We start from the raw sequence: 17,408 nt of genomic DNA, 5'->3' as shown, positions 1-17,408 counted from the left end.
GCTCATCGCCGCGCCGGCGGGCGACCGCCGAAGATCGTGACGTAGAGCGTGGGCAGGAAGACCAGTGTCAGCAGCGTCGCCACCATCAGCCCGCCCATGATGGCGAAGGCCATCGGTCCCCAGAACACCGTGGGCGCGATGGGGATCAGGCCGAACACCGTGGAGATGGCTGTCAGCATCATGGGCCGAAGGCGCGAGGACGCCGCGCGCACCACCGCATCCCAGACCTCGGCACCCCCCTTCCGCTCATCCTCGATCGAGATGATCAGGATGACCGCGTTCTTCGCGATCATCCCCAGCAGCGCCAGGATGCCAAGGATCGCCACGAAGCCCAGCGGCCGTCCCGAAGCCAGCAGCATCAGCACCACGCCGATGATGCCGAGCGGCAGCAGCGCCAGCACCATGAAGAGCCGCCGGAAGGAGACGAGCTGGAACATCAGCAGCGTCAGCATCACCACCAGCATCACCGGCACCACCGCCAGCACCGAGGCCTGGGAGAGCGCGCTCTCCTCCGCGATGCCGCCCAGATCCACGCGATAGCCGCGCGGCAGCGTGGTGTTCAGCGCGTCGATCTTCGGCTGCATGATCGCGACCACGGAATCCGGCAGCGTGCCGGCGGTCACATCCGCGCGCACCGTCAGCGTCGGCACGCGGTCCCGCCGCCAGATCAGCGGGTATTCCTGCTCGTAATCGAAGGTGGCGAGCTGGCTGAGCGGCACGGTGCGCCCGCCCGGCAGCGGCATCTGGATGCTGCGCAGCGTGGTGAGCGAGAGGCGCTCCTCCGCCGTGGCGCGCGCCACCACATTGATCAGGTAGATGTCGTCGCGCAGCTGCGTGACCGTCGTGCCGGTCAGCGCCGCGTTCAGCACCGTCGCCACCTGGGCGGAGCTGAGGCCCAGGCGCCGCGCCTCATCCTGGTCCACCCGCACACGCAATTGCCGCGCCGGCTCCATCCACTCGAAATGCGTGAGGCGCGAGCCCTGGGCCTCGGCCATGATGCGCGCCACCTGCTGCGCGATGTCACGCACCACCTCCACATCCGGCCCGCTCACCCGGTATTGCAGCGGCCAGCCCACCGGCGGGCCGAGCTCCAGCGGATAGACGCGCGCCACGGCATCGGGGAACTGCTCCGCCATCAGGCGTTCGAGCTTCGCGTGCAGCCGCTCGCGCGCCGGCAGGTCCTTCGCCACCACCACCGCCTGGGAGAAGAAGGGCAAGGCGAGCTGCACGTTCAGCGGCAGATAGAAGCGGATGGCGCCGCGGCCGATATAGGTGCTCCAGCGCTCCACATCCGGGTCATTGGCCAGCGCGGCATCGAGCCGCGTCGCCGCCGCCTCGCTCGCGAAGATCGAGGCGTTCTGCGGCAGGGTGATGTCCACCAGCAATTCCGTCCGGTCGGATGACGGGAAGAATTGCCGCGGCACGAATTGCATCGCGAAGACCGAGACGGCGAAGATGCCGAGCGTGATGGCGATGGTGATCCAGCGCGCGCGCAAGGCCAGCGTCAGCAGCGCGGTATAGGCCCGCAGCACCGCGCCCTTCTTCTCCGGCTCCGCCGCCACCGCCGCCGCCGGCTTCTTCAGGATCGCCATGCCGAGCAGCGGCGCGAAGAGCACCGCCACGAACCAGGAGACGATGAGCGAAATCCCCACCACCGCGAAGATGGTGAAGGTGTATTCGCCGGCCGAGGATTTCGCGAAGCCGATGGGCAGGAAGCCCGCGATGGTGACCAGCGTGCCGATCAGCATGGGTGCCGCCAGCGCCTTGTAGGCGAAGGTCGCCGCATCGCGCTTGGAATCGCCCGCCGCAAGCCGCCGGATCATGGCATCAATCGTCGTCATCGCATCATCCACCAGCAAGGTGAGCGCGATGATGAGCGCGCCGAGCGAGATGCGCTGGAGGTCGATGCCGAAGAGCAGCATCACCGGAAACACGATGGCAAGCGTCAGCGGGATGGAAAGCGCCACCACCGAACCGGCACGCACGCCGAGGGCCAGGAAGCTCGCCACCATGATGATGACGATGGCCTGCCAGAGGCTCTCCATGAAATCGCCGATGGCCTCGTCCACCGTCACCGCCTGGTCGGCGACCAGCGTCGCCTCGATGCCGATGGGCAGGCCCGCGCGGATTTCCGTGATGGCGGCCTGGATATTCTTGCCCAGCGCCAGGATGTCCCCCGCCTCGCGCATGGCGATCGCAAGTCCGATGGCGGGCGTGCCGTTCACGCGGAACATGGGTTGCGGCGGGTCGGCGAAGCCGCGGCGAATGGTGGCGATGTCGGTCAGGCGGAACACCCGCTCGCCGATCACGAAATTCACCGCCAGCAGATCCTGCTCGCTCTCGAAGGAGCCGGTGACGCGCACCGCCATCCGCTCCTGCCCCGTCTCGATCAGGCCGGAGGGGCGCACCAGGTTCTGCGCCTGCAAGGCCTGGAGGATGGCGCCATAGTTCAGCCCGAGGCCCGCCAGCCGCTCCGTCGAGAATTCGAGGAAGACGCGCTCATCCTGCGCGCCCAGCAGCTCGATCTTGGAGACATCCGGCACCAGCAGCAGGCGGGAGCGCGCAGCCTCCACATAGTCCCGCAGCTCACGCTGGGTGAAGCCATCCGCGGTGAAGCCGTAGATGATGCCGAAGGTGTCGCCAAAGTCGTCGTTGAAGAAGGGTCCGGCCACGCCGGCGGGCAGGGTGTGGCGGATATCGGCCACGCGCCGCCGCACCTGGTACCACATGTCGGGCACGATGGCGGCCGGCGTGCTGCCCTTCAGATCCACGAAGATCACCGTCTGGCCGGGCACGCTGTAGCTGCGCAGCCGATCGAGGTTCGGCGTCTCCTGCAGCGTGCGCTCCAGCCGCTCGGTCACCTGCAGCAGCGTCTCCTCCATCGAGGCGCCGGGCCAGATCGCGGAGACGATCATGGTGCGGAAGGTGAAGGCCGGGTCCTCGTTGCGGCCGAGCTTGAAGAAGGCGAAGCCGCCCGCGATCAGCGCCACGATCATGAAGTAGATGACGAGCGACCGCTTGTTGATCGCCCATTCCGAGAGGTTGGGGCCGATCATCGCAGCAGCCGCACCTTCTGGCCCGGGCGCAGCGTCTGCACACCCGCCGTCACCACGAGCTCGCCGGGCTGCAGCCCCTGCCCCACCACCACATGCGCCGGGTCATGCCGCACCAGCTCCACGCTGCGCAGCGCGACCGTCTCGCTCGCCGGGTCCACCACCCAGACGGCGGGGCCGCGCTCGGCGCGCGTCAGCGCCGAGGCCGGGATGGAAATGCCCGGCGTATTGCCCAGGCGCAGCTGGCCCGTCACGGTCGAGCCCAGGCGCATCTCGGCCGGCGGTTCGGCCAGGCCCACGCGCACCTGGAAGGTGCCGGTCACCGCATCCGCCTGGGGCGAGACCTCGCGCACGCGGCCCTGGGCGCGGATCTGCGGCTGGCCGGTGATGTTCACCTCGATCAGCGGGTTGGCCGGCGCCTGGTCCTTCACCTGGGCCGGCACGTCGAAGACCGCGTCGCGCCCCTCGCTGCGCGCGATGCGCAGGATCATGCGGCCCGGCTGCACCACCTCGCCCGGTTCGGCGCCGCGCTGGGTCACACGCCCCGCCACGTCGGAAACCAGCTCGGTGTAGCCGAGGCGCGTCTCGGCGATGCTGACCTGCGCCTCGGCGGCATCCACCGCGGCGCGGATGGTCTGGAGTTGCTGCGCCGCCTGATCATAGCGGACGCGCGTGGTGAAGCCCTCGCGCAGCAACTGCCCCTGGCGCCAGTAATTGTTCTCGGCCTCGCGCAGCTGGCCGCGCGTGGCCGTCAGATTGGCGCGGGCGGCGCGCAGGCCGTTCTCCTCATTGTCGCGATTGAGGCGCGCCACGACCTGCCCGGGGCGCACCATGTCGCCCACATTCACCAGGCGCTCCGTCACGCGGCCATCGATGCGGAAGGCGAGGTTCACCTCCGTCTCGGCCTGCACCGTGCCAGTCAGGCTGACCACATCGCCGCCCGCGCTGCGCTCGGCCGCGATCACCCGCACCGGGCGGATTTCGGGCGCCGGCGGCGGGGCCGCATCCTCGCAGCCGGCCAGGACCAGCAGCGCGAGCGGCAGGGCGCGCAGGGCGTGGCCAAGGGGCGGGGGCAATGGCATGGGCATCCTCTGTCTGGTTCGACCCGGCTGGGCGCGCACGGCGTGATTGAAACACGATCCGTCGCGCGGGCGCGAGAACCTCGCATCCTGGCGCGCCGGAGGGAACGGCCGGCCATCCCAGCCCTGCGCCCCCCGTCCCAAAGGGCCTCAGCGGGCCGGCAGCGCCTCGCGGATGCGGCCGGCCATGTGCTCGAAGAAGGGGTTCCAGCTGATCCGCACCAGCGAATCCAGGGCCATCACCAGCACTCCCGTCTCACCCCGGATGGCCGTGGCCCCCAGGCTGATGCCGAACTCGCCCTCCCGTTCGGGCCTCAGCCCGTAGAGCGAATCCCCCACCGGGAAGGGCAGTGCCACATGCGAGAGCGAATAGACATCGCGCGGATAGACGAGGCCGGGGAGCGGAATGACTTCCTCCTCCATGCCGCCCGCCGGCGTGACGCGCGCCACCATCTCCAGGCTGTTCTCGTCGCGGTTGGTGAGGATGGTGAGGCGGAAGTTGCGCGGCGGGTCGGGCATCATGCGCTCCACCTCCGGGTCGAAGACAGGGCGCAGCAGGAAGCTCAGCTTGGTGCCGCGGTTGCGGTCGAAGATCACCAGCTCGCTGCCATTGGCCGGCAGCAGGGCGAAGAAATCATCGACCAGCGCGCGCGTGCTGACGGTGAAGTCCATCAGAGACTGGAAGGCCAGGATCGGCGCCAGCCCATCGAGCCGCCCGGCGCGGGAGAGGCGCCGCACCTGGCCCTGCACCTCCTGCGTCAGGCGGAAGGACTGGACCGCCGCATTGACCGGAAAAGAATTGTATTTGAAGGGGTTGAACTCCGGCAGAACGGAAAGCCAGGCCGCCTTGGCGAAGCGCGGCAGCATGGCCGGCAACCCGGCCAGGCCCGCGAAGCGCGCGAAGGGCGAGACGCCGACCATGGGCGAAACGACGATGACGCGATCCGGCCGCACCAGGCGCGGATCCTCCACCGCGTCCATCGCATGCTTCAGCGAGAGCGCACCGCCATTGGAATAGCCCACCATATGGACCACGCCGTTCGGCCCGGCGCGGCGCCGCGCCTCGCGCATCGCCATGCGGGTGGCGGCCGTCCAATCCTCCCAGACCGCCTCGGTGAGGCCGGCCGGCACCGTGCCATGGCCGGGGACGCGCAGGCCGAGCGCCACGAAGCCCTCGGCGCGATACAGCTCGGCCACGTGGCGCAGGCTGTAGGGCGCGTCGGTCAGGCCATGGATCAGCACCACGGCGCCGCGCGGGGCGCCCTCCGGCTCCAGCACGAAGGAACGGTTCCAATCCTGGGCGAAGCGCGGCGGGTGGATGGGGCTTTGCGCGAAGAAGCGGTTTTCCGGTGTGCGCGCCTCGGGTGGCAGCCGGGCCGTCACCTCGCGTTCCACCTGGGCGAAGACGCGCTGCTCGGCGGCCAGATAGGCAGCCCAGTCCATGTGCTGGATCTGCGCGGCGCGCGGCTCGTCCGGGATCACAGTGTGCCAGAGCTCGAGCGGCGGGCCCATCTGGCTGTCCACCACGCGCACCGCGATGATCACAAGCACCACGGCGACCAGCGCATAAGCCAGCCGCCTTGTCCATCGCCAGAGCCAGGAGCCGATCCGCCGCATCCGCAACATGTCCCACGGAATGCGGCGCGCGGCCAGCCGCGGCTTCAGCCGCGCAGCGCGCCCAGGATGATCCCCTCGGTCAGGATCTGCGGGAGGATCACGGGCGCGCCGCCGCCCGCCGGATAGAGCAGGTAAAGCGGCACGCCGTCCCGCCCATGTTCGCGCAGCAGCGCGGTGATGGCGGCATCGCCCCGCGTCCAGTCGCCGGTGAGCTGCACCACGCCCGCCGCCTCGAAGGCGCGCTGCACGGCCTCGGTGTGGATCGCGACCCGCTCATTCACCTTGCAGGAGATGCACCAGGCGGCGGTGAGGTTCACGAAAACCGGCTTGCCCTCGGCCCGCAGCGCGGCGAGGCGCGGCGCGGACCAGGCCTCGCCCTGCGCGTTCGCGGCGGAGGCGGGCGGCGCGGTGCCCAGCAGGGGCAAAAGCGCGAGCGCGCCCAGGATCGCGGCCAGCGCCACCGCCTCGCTGATCCGGCGCGGCGTGCGGCCGGATTGCTGGGCGACCCCCCAGGCCCAGGCGGCAAGCGCGATCAGCACCGCGCCCACCAGCGCCGTCAGCACGCCATCCGGCCCCGATTGCTGCGCCAGCACCCAGACGAGCCAGGCGGCCGCGCCATACATGGGGAAGGCCAGGAATTGCCGCAGCCGCTCCATCCAGGCGCCCGGGCGCGGCAGGAGGCGCCCGGCCGAGGGGAAGACGCCCAGCAGCGCATAGGGCAGCGCAAGCCCCAGGCCCATGGCGCCGAAGACGCCGAGCGTGGCGGTGGCCGGCAGCACCAGCGCGGCACCGATCGCCGTCGCCATGAAGGGCGCGGTGCAGGGCGTGGCCACCACCACGGCCAGCACGCCGGTGAAGAAGCTCCCCGCCGCGCCGCCGCGCGCCGTGAGCCCCTGCCCCGCGCCGACCGCGCCGCCGATCTGGAAGACGCCGGAGAGGTTCAGGCCCACGGCCAGCATCAGCCAGGCCATGCCGGCCACGAAGGCCGGATAGGTGAACTGGAAGCCCCAGCCCGCGCCGCCGCCTGCCGCGCGCAGCGCCAGCATCGCCCCGCCCACGGCCAGGAAGGCCAGCACCACGCCGGCGGTATAGGCCGCCGCTTCCAGGCGGATTGCGGCGCGCGCCGCCCCGCCCAACTGCGCCATGGCCATCGCCTTCATGGCCAGAACGGGGAAGACGCAGGGCATCAGGTTCAGGATCAGCCCGCCCAGCGCGGCGAAGAGCAGGGTCTGCCAGAGCGGCAGCGGGCCCGCGGGGAGCGGCCCGCCCGGCGCGGCGTCGATCAGATAGGCGCCGCGCACCCCGGCCGCGTCGGTCAGCGTCAGCACGCCCGAGAGCCGCGCCGGCGGTTCGGCCGGGCCGCGGACGAGGTCCAGCGTGATCTCGCCCTCGCGGCGTGTCAGGCGCTGCTCCGGCGCGTTCTCGATCACGCCGGAGGCATCGGGGAAGAAACTCGCCTCCCGCACGGCGCTCGCCGAGAAGCCCGCGCCCTGGATGGTCAGCGCGCCGCGCGGGCCGGCGAAGGCGAAGCGCGCGGTGAAGGGGGCCGCGCGCGGCAGCGCCGCCTCAGCCGCGCGGAACAGCGCCGCCTGGGCCGGCACGGCGGTCGTCGCCACGTCGAGGCCGAGAGTGAAGCGCCCCTCCTCCGGGATGCAGACATCGGCGCAGACGAGCCAGGTGGCGTCCGCGGTGATGGTGGCATAGTCGCCGGGCCGGAGATCGGCTGGGGGTGTCACCTCGATCAGGAAGCCGACCTCGCCCGAATAGCCGAAATTCATCAGCGGGCCGAAGGGCTTGCGGCTGGGCGCGGGGAATTGCAACGGGCCGGCCTGCCAGCCGGGCCGGGCCCAGTCGAAGCTGATCTCGGGCGGCGCACCGGCATCGCCCGGATTCTGCCAATAGGTGTGCCAGCCCGCCGCCAGTTCCTGCCGCAGCATCAGCAGGAAGGGCTCGCCGGGTGCGATGGCGCTGCGATCCGCCAGCAGGGTGACGGTGGCGCGGGGCGATGTGACGGGCGCGGATTCCTGCGCCCGCCCCACCAAGGGGGCCAGCACCAGGGCCAGCAGAAGGAAGATGCGCACCATGGAGGGATAGAAGGGGCGGAACCCCTCCCCGCGCAAGCCCGACGCAAAACGGCCGGCGGATCGCCCCGCCGGCCGCTTCATTCGTGCCCTCCCCGCCCCTTCCGCCCCCCGGAGCCCTCCGGTGGCTTCGCCACCGGAGGATGAACCAGGCCCCCAAGCGAAGGAGCCAAGCCGGGGTCCCCATGGCAGCGCCGAAGGCGATGTCATGGGGAGAAGACCGGGGTCCCCGCGAAGACGCCGAAGGCGGGTTCGTGGGGAACTAGTGGGCCAGGATCGCCAGCAGCAGCAGCGCCACGATGTTGGTGATCTTGATCATCGGGTTCACCGCGGGGCCGGAGGTGTCCTTGTACGGGTCACCCACGGTGTCGCCGGTCACGGCGGCCTTGTGGGCATCGCTGCCCTTGCCGCCGAAATGGCCCTCCTCGATGTACTTCTTCGCATTGTCCCAGGCGCCACCACCGGTGGTCATGGAGACGGCGACGAAGAAGCCCGTCACGATCACGCCGAGCAGCATGGCGCCCAGCGCCGCAAAGGCCGCGCCCTTGCCCGCGATGGCGGCCACCAGGAAGAACCAGAGGATCGGGCTCAGCACCGGCAGCAGCGAGGGGACGATCATCTCCTTGATCGCGGCCTTGGTCAGCATGTCCACGGCGCGGGCATAATCGGGCTTCTCGGTGCCCTGCATGATGCCCGGCTTCTCCTTGAACTGCCGCCGGACCTCTTCCACGACCGACTGGGCCGCGCGGCCCACCGCCGTCATGCTCATGCCGCCAAACAGGTAGGGCAGCAGGCCGCCGAAGAGCAGGCCGACCACGACATAGGGGTTGGCGAGCGAGAAATCGATCGTCCCGAGCCCGGCGAAATAGGGGAACTCCGTCGGGTTCGCGATGAAGTAGTTGAGGTCCTGCGTGTAGGCGGCGAAGAGCACCAGCGCGCCCAAGCCCGCCGAGCCGATCGCATAGCCCTTGGTGACGGCCTTGGTGGTGTTGCCCACCGCGTCCAGCGCATCGGTCGTCACGCGGGTTTCCGGCGGGAGGCCCGCCATTTCCGCGATGCCGCCGGCATTGTCCGTCACCGGGCCGAAGGCATCCAGCGCCACGATCATGCCCGCCAGCGCCAGCATCGTGGTCGTGGCGATGGCGATGCCATACAGGCCCGCCAGGCTATGCGCGCAGATCACGCCCGCGATGATGATGATGGCCGGGATCGCCGTGCTCTCCATCGAGACGGCGAGGCCGCGGATCACGTTGGTGCCATGGCCGGTCTGCGAGGCCTCGGCGATCGCCTTCACGGGGCGGAAATTCGTGCCCGTGTAGTATTCGGTGATCATCACGATCGCCGCCGTCACCGCGAGGCCGACCGCGCCGCAGAGCCAGAGGCTGAAGGCCCCGAAGCTGTGGCCGCCCGCCGTGGTGGTGCCGAAGCCGAAGAAGATGAAGGAGAGCGGCAGCAGCACGGCGAGGCTGAGTGCGCCCGTCATCATCAGGCCGCGATACATGGCCCCCATGATGGACTGGTTGGCCGGCAGCTTCACGTAATAGGTGCCGGCGATGGAGGTGATGACGCAGACCGCCCCGATGGCGAGCGGGAAGAGCATGCCCGCCGTGCGGCCCACATCGCCGAAGCTGATGGCCGCCAGCACCATGGTGGCGACGGCCGTCACCGCATAGGTCTCGAAGAGGTCGGCCGCCATGCCGGCGCAGTCGCCCACATTGTCACCGACATTGTCGGCGATGGTGGCGGGGTTGCGGGGGTCATCCTCGGGGATGCCGGCTTCCACCTTGCCCACCATGTCGCCGCCCACATCCGCACCCTTGGTGAAGATGCCGCCGCCAAGCCGCGCGAAGATCGAGATGAGCGAGGCGCCGAAACCGAGCGCCACCAGGCTGTCGATCACGATGCGCGAATTGATCGCATGGCCCATGAAGATGACCAGCACGAAGAAGTAGACGGCGACCCCCAGCAGCGCGAGGCCCGCCACCAGCATGCCAGTGATGGCACCCGACTTGAAGGCGAGGTCGAGGCCGGCGGCCAGGCCCTCACGGCTCGCCTCGGCCGTTCGCACATTGGCGCGGACCGAGACGTTCATGCCGATGAAGCCGGCCAGGCCCGAGAGCACGGCGCCCAGCAGGAAACCGACCGCGACGGTGGCCCCCAGGAACACCCAGACCAGGGCGAAGAGCAGGGCGCCCACCATGCCGATGGTGATGTACTGGCGCTTGAGGTAGGCCGAGGCGCCCTCCTGGATGGCCTGCGCGATCTCCTGCATGCGCGCATTGCCGGCGGGCTTGCCCATGATTTCCTTGGTCGTGATCCAGCCATAGGCGAGCGAGGCGCCCCCGAGCAGGATGACCAGCAGCAACGTCACTGTGATCACGTATCTTGTCCCTCTCTTCCCATTGCGGCGGCTGCTTGATGGCCACCATTGGGATGGAGCCTAGGCCGCGTCGGAGCAGCTATGCAACCGATGCACCCCTCGCATCCGTCCGGTTTTTGTGGTTTGAGGGCGTCTTGTTCCCAATCCCTGGCCTCTGGAGCCCCTGATGAACCTCGACGCGATCCCCATCGGCAAGAATCCGCCGCATGACCTGAACGTGATCATCGAGGTCGGCATCGGCGGCGAACCCATCAAATACGAGATGAACAAGGAGGCGGGCACGCTCTTCGTGGACCGCTTCCTGCACACGCCCATGCGCTACCCGGGCAATTACGGCTTCGTGCCGCACACGCTCTCGGATGATGGTGACCCGATCGACGTGCTGGTGGCCAATACCCGCCCGATCGCGCCCGGCGCCGTCATCAACGTCCGCCCCGTCGGCGTGCTGAAGATGGAGGATGATGGCGGCCATGATGAGAAGATCATCGCCGTCCCCTCGCCCAAGCTCACCAAGCGCTATGTGAATGTGCACGAGGTGACCGACCTGCCGCAGATCACGCTCGATCAGATCCGCCACTTCTTCGAGCACTACAAGGATCTGGAGCCGGGTAAGTGGGTGAAGATCATCGGCTGGGGCGGCGCCGCCGAGGCGCACAAGCTGATCCAGGAAGCGGTGGAGCGGGCCAAGACCGCCAAGTAAGGCCGCGTTGCGAGGTCCTTCCCTGGACCTCGCATGAATTTTGCATGGCTGGGGCGTAACCTTCCTGAAGGATCGCTCCATGCCCACCCGTCGCGCCGCCCTCGCCCTCGCCTCCGCCCCCCTCTGGCCGGCGGCGGCGCAATCCGCCTGGCCGGCGGCGCGACCCATCGAGATCTTCGTGGGCTTCTCGGCCGGCGGCGGCGTGGACGTCATGGCCCGCGCGGTCGCCCCCTTCCTGACCAATCTGCTGCCGGGTTCGCGCATCGTCATCGTGAACCGGCCCGGTGCCGGCGGGCAGTTGGGCCATGAGGCCGCGGCCAATGCGGCGGCCGATGGCTATGCGCTGGGCGCCACCACCATGCCCGGCCTCGTCTCCCACCCGATCGAGCGGCCGGTGCGCTACCGGGTCGCGGACCTCACCTACCTCGCCAATGTGGTGGATGACCCCTGCGCGCTGTTTGTCCGGCCGGAGAGCCCCTACCGAACGCTGGCCGACGTGGTCGCCGCCGGCCGCGCCCGGCCCGAAGTGCTCACCTATGGCCTGACCGGCATCGGATCGGATGACCATCTCACCATGTTCCGCTTCGAGGCGGCGACGGGCGCGCGGCTGACCCATGTGCCCTTCCCCGGCATTGGCCAGATGCTGCCGCAGGTCTTCTCGGGCCAGGTGGACCTGGCGGCGATGAATGTGAGCGAGGCGCTGCCCTTCGTCCGCGAGGGCCGCCTGCGCGGGATCGCCCAGGCCGCCGCCACGCGTTGGCCCGGCCTGCCGGACCTGCCGACCTATCGCGAGCAGGGGGTGGATGTGCTGGGCAGTGCCAGCCGCGGCTTCGTGGGCCCCGCCGGCCTGTCGCCCGAGATCACCGAGCGCCTGCTGGCCGCCTTCACCGCGATGCTGGCCGATCCCGCCTTCCTGCGCGAGGCGGAGCGTCTCGCCATGCCGCTGCGCCCCGTGCTGGGCGCCGATTACCGGGCCATGGCGCTGGCGATGGATGCGGAATTGCGCGCGCTCTGGGAGGCGCGGCGGTGGACACAGGGGTAAGCCATCGGGGTTGATCCCGGGCAGTGAATCGCCGCAGATGGCGCATCCCATGCGCCCGTAGCTCAATTGGTCAGAGCGGGCCGCTCATAACGGCTTGGTTGCGGGTTCAAGTCCTGCCGGGCGCAGGGGAATGGTTCAGATCCTCAGCCGGTCCGGAATCGGCAGGCCCAGGCGATCCGGCACGGGCCATTCCTCGCGCACCGTGCGGAGCCGCTGGAAGCCCGCCTTCAGGTAGTTGGGCAGCGCGCGCGGATGGTCCGCCGTGCAGGTGTTCACCGTCAGCGCCACGGGCGCCTCTTCCCAAGCGGCGCGGATCGCGTGGTGCAGGAAGGCCATGCCGATCCCGCGCCCCATCGCCCGCGGGTAGAGCCCGAAATAGGCCAGGTTGATCACCGGCCAGCTCCGCCGGTCCAGCTCATAGAAGCCCAGGTCGCCTTCCGCGTCGCGCAGCACATGGATGCTGATCGCGCGGTCGTCCAGCACCGCATCCAGCTCGGCATCCGAGAGCGTCCGCCGCAGCCACCACACATAATCATGGCCGACCGTGGCATAGAGCTCGCGGTAATGCGCCACGCTGCAGCGCGGCCGGCAGGTCTCCACCTTCGTGCCATAGGGCAGATGCGCGAAAGGACCGGGCGGGCGCCGGTCCATCCGCAGGAAGGTCACATCCACCGCGATCCGCGTCGTGGGCTCCACCACTCTGAGCGCCATGGCCCGCTCAGGTCTCGAGGAAGCTGCGCAGCTTGCGGGAGCGGCTGGGGTGCTTGAGCTTGCGCAGCGCCTTGGCCTCGATCTGGCGGATGCGCTCGCGCGTTACGTTGAACTGCTGGCCGACCTCTTCCAGCGTGTGGTCGGTGTTCATGCCGATGCCGAAGCGCATGCGCAGCACGCGCTCCTCGCGGGGCGTCAGGCTGCCCAGCACGCGCGTCGTCGCCTCGCGCAGGTTGGACTGGATCGCGGCATCGAGCGGGATGATCGCGTTCTTGTCCTCGATGAAATCGCCCAGATGGCTGTCCTCCTCGTCGCCGATCGGCGTCTCGAGGGAGATCGGCTCCTTCGCGATCTTCAGCACCTTCCGCACCTTCTCGAGCGGCATGCCGAGCTTCTCGGCCAGCTCCTCGGGCTGCGGCTCACGGCCGATCTCGTGCAGCATCTGGCGGCTGGTGCGGACCAGCTTGTTGATCGTCTCGATCATATGGACCGGGATGCGGATGGTCCGCGCCTGGTCGGCGATGGAGCGCGTGATGGCCTGGCGGATCCACCAGGTCGCGTAGGTCGAGAACTTGTAGCCGCGGCGGTATTCGAACTTATCCACGGCCTTCATCAGGCCGATATTCCCCTCCTGGATCAGGTCCAGGAACTGCAGGCCGCGATTGGTGTATTTCTTGGCGATGGAGATCACGAGGCGCAGGTTCGCCTCGATCATCTCCTTCTTCGCCTGGTTCATGTCCCGCTCGCCAGCGGAGACGGTCTTGTAGACACGGCGGAACTCGGCGACCGGCAGGCCGGTGGCCGAGGCGATGGCGCCGATCTCGACGCGCACGGCCTCCAGCTCGTCGCGCGCCTTCAGCGCGAAGGCCGGCCAGGCCTTGCCCTTGAGCTTGGAGACGCGGTCCAGGAAGCCCGGGTCCAGCTCGGCGCCGATCCAGTGCTCCAGGAACTCCTCGCGCTTCACCTTCTGCGCGAGCGCGAGGCGCAGCACCTGCCCGTCCAGCGTGTTCAGCTTGCGGTTCAGGCCCTTGAGCTGCTCGACCAGCTCCTCGATGCGGTTGTTGTGCAGATGCACCTTCTCGACGAGCTGCACGAGCTCCTGGCGCAGCTTCTCGTAGTTCTTCTCGCCGCGGCCGGCCAGTTCCTCGCCCGAGGTATAGGCGTCCATCCGCTTGGAGGAGAGCTTGTTCAGCTTGGTGAAGATCGTCTGGATCGCCTCGAAATTGGCGATCACATCGGGCTTCAGCTTCTCTTCCAGCGCGGACAGCGAGAGGCCCATCCCCTCGCCTTCCTCACCTTCCTCGAACTCCTCGGGCTCGGGCGGCGCGCCCTCGGGCGTGTCGGCGGCATTGGTGGCTTCGAGGTCGATCACGTCGCGCAGCAGCATGCGCGGCGGCTCGGCCTTGAGCGCCTCGTACCAGGCGATGATGGCCTTGAAGGTCAGCGGGCTCTCGCAGAGGCCCGTGATCATCATGTCGCGGCCGGCCTCGATGCGCTTGGCGATCGCGATTTCGCCCTCGCGCGAGAGCAGCTCCACGCTGCCCATCTCGCGCAGATACATGCGGACGGGGTCGTCGGTGCGGCCGAGGCTTTCCTCGTCCACATTGCCGCCGCCCTCCTCGTCCTCCTTCTCCTCGCCATCCTCGGACTTGGCGGCCTTGGTCTCGCCCTCTTCGGACTCCTCGGCCTCGACGACGTTGATGCCGGCCTCGGAGAGGGAGGAGAGCGTGTCCTCGATGAACTCGCTGCTCACCTGCTCCTGCGGCATGGCGGCATTCACCTCGTCATAGGTGACGTAGCCGCGCTCCTTGCCGCGCACGATGAGCTTCTTGACGGCGGCGGAGGTGATGTCGAGCACGACCCCGTCAACGGCTTCCTCACGCGCCTCGGCCGTATCGCTGCCACTCGCCGTCTTGGTCGCCATGCATCACTCCGTTTGCGCCGCGGGGGAAAAATATCCCCCTACCCTATACCGCGTCGGCTTCCTCGGCCTCGCCGCGCCGGAGCGCGTCCAGCGCCTCGGTCAGGCGGATCAGGCGGTTCTGTGCGGCCATGTCATTGGTCGCGGCGAACGCCCTTTGGGCTGCCCGAGCATCCTCAGCCAGCTCCGCCTCCCCTCGGAGGAAACCATAGATCTGCCAGAAAGCGTCCAGCGCCTCTCTGGGCTGCGCGCCGGGGCGCGCCTCGGGAGGCAGACCGGCAGCGCGGAGCACCCATTGACTGGCTGTTGCAATCCCGCTTTGGCCGAGGTGGGCGATCAACTCCGCCGAGTCAAGGCGTTCGGTGGCGCCGATCCACGCCAAAAGCGCATCTCTCACCTGCCGGGCGGGTCCTTCGGGCAGGTCCAGGAGGGCCAGGGGCTCCTCCGCATCGCGCAGGATCTCCGGCTGGTGGATGCAGATGGCGAGGATGATGCGCGCCCTCTCGGCCCGGATCGCCTCGGGGTCGGCCACCGGGCGGGGATGGCGAGGGGCGGCCCGCTTGCCGGGGGCGCGCGACAAGCCAAAGAAACGATTGAGGAAATCGCTGCGGAACTCGCTGGCCAGCGCCTTGTCGGGGATGCTGCCGGCGATGCCGGTCAGCCGGTTGCGCAGCGCGGCCCGCGCCTCAGGCTGATCGGGCAGCTTATTCCCCACGATCAGGCCGAACACCGCCTCCGAGAGGGGCTGGGCCGCGTCCAGCAGGGTCTGGAACCCGCGCGCGCCCTTCTGGCGGATCAGCGTGTCGGGATCTTCACCCGCCGGCAAGGTGACGAAGCGCAGCGTGTGGTCGGGCGTCAGCAGGGGCATCGCCACCTCCGCCGCCCGGGCGGCGGCGCGCTGGCCGGCGGCGTCGCCATCCAGGCAGAGCACCGGCTCGGGGCTCACCTGCCAGAGCGCCTGGAACTGCTCCTCCGTCAGCGCCGTGCCGAGCGGCGCGACGGCACCGGTGAAGCCCGCCTGGTGCAGGGCGATCACATCCATGTAGCCCTCGGCCACGATCAGCCGGGCGCCGCGGAACACGCCCTCCCGCGCCAGATCCAGGCCATAGAGGTTGCGCCGCTTGGAGAAGAGCACCGTCTCCGGCCCGTTCACATATTTGGGCTGGCCATCGCCCAGGATGCGGCCGCCGAAGCTGATGGTGCGGCCACGCCGGTCCCGGATCGGGAACATCACGCGGTTGAAGAAGAGATCCACCACGCGGCCCTCATCCCGCTCCTGCATGAGGCCCGCCTCGATGAGCTGGCGCTGCTCGATCCCCTCCTCGCGCAGCTCCGCCAGCAGCGCCCCGCGCCCGGCGCCGGACCAGCCGAGGCCGAAGCGGGCGATGGTCTCCTCCGTCAGGCCGCGGCGCTTGAGATAGGCGAGGCCCTCCGCCCCCTCGGGGCTGCGCAAACGCCGGGCATAGGCGGCCTCCGCCGCCTGCAGCACGCCATAGAGATCCTTCGCGCGGCGCTCGCGCGCGGCGGCCTCGGGGCTGGCCTTGGGCACTTCGAGGCCGGCTTCGCCCGCCAGGCGCTCGACGGCCTCCATGAAGCCGCCGCCTTCCGCGCGCATGATGAAGGCGAAGGCATCGCCATGCGCGCCGCAGCCGAAACAGTGGAAGCTGTCGTCATAGACGTAGAAGGAGGGCGATTTCTCATTGTGGAAGGGGCAGAGGCCCTTCCAGTTCCGCCCGGACTTGGTCAGCCGCACGCGCCGCCCGACCAGCGAGGGCATGGGTGTGCGGGCGCGAAGCTCGTCGAGGAAGTTGGGCGGGAGGGCCATGGGACCGCGATCTATCTCACGGGCGCCACGCCCGATGATAGGGGTGATTGGCGCGGATGCACTGGGCGCGGAACAGCTGTTCGGCCAGCAGGGCGCGCACCAGCAGATGCGGCCAGGTGAGCGGGCCGAGCGAGAGCCGGTGCTCAGCCCGCTGCGTCACCGCCGGGTCCAGCCCCTCTGCGCCCCCGATGGCGAAACAGAGCGGCCGCGCCGCCGCCTCCCAGCGTTCGGTGAGCTGCGCCAGCGCCTCGCTGCTCGGTGCCGATGCCCCGAGGTCGAGCGCCACCAGCAGGGCGTTCGCTGGCAAGGCCGCGAGGATCGCCGCCCCCTCGCGCCGCCGCGCCTCGGCCGGGCTGCCGCTCGCCTCCGGAATTTCCGTCAGCTCCAGCGGCGGGCGCAGCCGGGCATTGTATTGCGCGAAGAGCGCACCCTCGGCGCCCGACTTGAAGCGCCCGATCGTGACCAGCCGGGCCTTCACCCGTCAGATCGGCGATTGCCCGCTGGTGTCGCCCATCGGGCTGTCCGGGCCCCACATCTTCTCGAGGTCGAATTTCAGCCGCGCCTCGGGCGTAAACAGATGGATGACGAGGTCGCCCGCATCGATCAGCACCCATTCCTCGCTCTTGCTGAAGGCGCTGCGGCGCAGGTGCAGGCCCTCCTTGGCCAGGGCATCATCCACATGGGTGGCCATCGCCTCGATCTGCCGGCCGACCAGGCCGGTCGCGATGATCAGGCGGTCGGCGTAGCTGGCGCGGTTGGTGACATCGAGGACCACGATGTCCACCGCCTTGTCGTCATCCAGGCTCTTCCGCGCGGCCTCGACCAGGCGCTCCAGCCGGTTGGGGTCGGCCTTGGGCGCGCGGGCCCGCTTGGGGGCGGCGCGCTTGGGCGCGGCGGCGGGCTTGGCCTTGGGGGCGGCGCGGACGGTCGCCGTGGTGGCGCGGGGCTCGGCCTTGGCGGGAGCGGGTGCCTCGGCGCCGCGGGGCGGGGCCTTGCGCG

At 69.6% G+C, this 17,408-nt stretch carries 12 protein-coding genes and 1 tRNA gene; 3 read left to right on the top strand and 10 right to left on the bottom strand.

Translation table 11 applies throughout. The annotated features are described in order from the left end of the window. Positions 1–2: 2 nt before the first annotated feature. The 5 genes from KTR66_RS23440 to KTR66_RS23420 all read right to left on the bottom strand — a co-directional run bounded on the left by KTR66_RS23440 (position 3) and on the right by KTR66_RS23420 (position 10,207). On the bottom strand, positions 3–3,056 hold the full coding sequence (locus tag KTR66_RS23440) for an efflux RND transporter permease subunit (RefSeq protein WP_213617042.1): 3,054 nt from the start codon (positions 3,054–3,056) through the stop codon (positions 3–5). Continuing rightward, complete coding sequence (locus tag KTR66_RS23435) at positions 3,053–4,135, bottom strand: efflux RND transporter periplasmic adaptor subunit (protein ID WP_213617040.1); 1,083 nt, start codon at positions 4,133–4,135, stop codon at positions 3,053–3,055. The genes KTR66_RS23440 and KTR66_RS23435 overlap by 4 nt, the downstream gene beginning before the upstream one ends. Before the next feature lie 147 nt (positions 4,136–4,282). Then, complete coding sequence (locus KTR66_RS23430; RefSeq protein WP_249732394.1) at positions 4,283–5,749, bottom strand: carboxylesterase; 1,467 nt, start codon at positions 5,747–5,749, stop codon at positions 4,283–4,285. A gap of 44 nt (positions 5,750–5,793) precedes the next feature. Continuing rightward, positions 5,794–7,869, bottom strand: coding sequence for a protein-disulfide reductase DsbD (locus KTR66_RS23425; RefSeq protein WP_249732393.1), 2,076 nt, complete (start codon positions 7,867–7,869; stop codon positions 5,794–5,796). A gap of 223 nt (positions 7,870–8,092) precedes the next feature. After that, positions 8,093–10,207: a sodium-translocating pyrophosphatase gene (locus KTR66_RS23420; RefSeq protein WP_213617074.1), complete on the bottom strand. Its 2,115-nt coding sequence runs from the start codon at positions 10,205–10,207 to the stop codon at positions 8,093–8,095. 169 nt (positions 10,208–10,376) lie between these two features. Between KTR66_RS23420 and ppa the strand changes: the two genes are divergently transcribed. From ppa to KTR66_RS23405, 3 genes are all read left to right on the top strand, one after another. Continuing rightward, a complete protein-coding gene (ppa, locus tag KTR66_RS23415) occupies positions 10,377–10,910 on the top strand; it encodes an inorganic diphosphatase (RefSeq protein ID WP_213617036.1) in 534 nt (177 codons plus the stop codon). A 79-nt stretch (positions 10,911–10,989) separates the two neighbouring features. Then, positions 10,990–11,952: a tripartite tricarboxylate transporter substrate binding protein gene (locus KTR66_RS23410; protein WP_213617034.1), complete on the top strand. Its 963-nt coding sequence runs from the start codon at positions 10,990–10,992 to the stop codon at positions 11,950–11,952. Between the two features lie 51 nt (positions 11,953–12,003). Then, positions 12,004–12,077 (top strand) — tRNA-Ile (locus KTR66_RS23405). 10 nt (positions 12,078–12,087) lie between these two features. Here the strand turns inward: KTR66_RS23405 and KTR66_RS23400 are convergent. The 5 genes from KTR66_RS23400 to rsfS form a co-directional block, all read right to left on the bottom strand. Continuing rightward, positions 12,088–12,663 carry a GNAT family N-acetyltransferase gene (locus tag KTR66_RS23400; protein WP_213617032.1) on the bottom strand — a complete coding sequence of 192 codons (576 nt, stop codon included), beginning with the start codon at positions 12,661–12,663 and terminating at the stop codon, positions 12,088–12,090. 7 nt (positions 12,664–12,670) lie between these two features. Then, positions 12,671–14,587 (bottom strand): RNA polymerase sigma factor RpoD, encoded by a 1,917-nt coding sequence (gene rpoD, locus KTR66_RS23395; RefSeq protein ID WP_213617030.1) that lies wholly within the window; start codon positions 14,585–14,587, stop codon positions 12,671–12,673. Between the two features lie 43 nt (positions 14,588–14,630). Beyond that, positions 14,631–16,409, bottom strand: a complete 1,779-nt coding sequence (gene dnaG, locus KTR66_RS23390) for a DNA primase (RefSeq protein WP_213617028.1) — start codon at positions 16,407–16,409, stop codon at positions 14,631–14,633. Between the two features lie 16 nt (positions 16,410–16,425). Continuing rightward, positions 16,426–16,887 (bottom strand): 23S rRNA (pseudouridine(1915)-N(3))-methyltransferase RlmH, encoded by a 462-nt coding sequence (locus tag KTR66_RS23385; RefSeq protein ID WP_371819200.1) that lies wholly within the window; start codon positions 16,885–16,887, stop codon positions 16,426–16,428. Between the two features lie 3 nt (positions 16,888–16,890). After that, on the bottom strand, positions 16,891–17,408 hold a 518-nt coding region (rsfS, locus tag KTR66_RS23380; RefSeq protein WP_249732392.1), incomplete at its 5' end, for a ribosome silencing factor.

The sequence above is a fragment of the Roseococcus sp. SDR genome (assembly GCF_019083995.1).
Taxonomy (GTDB): Bacteria; Pseudomonadota; Alphaproteobacteria; order Acetobacterales; family Acetobacteraceae; genus Roseococcus.
The sequence above is the reverse complement of the archived record's forward strand: the minus strand, read 5'-3'. Positions and strand labels throughout refer to the sequence as shown.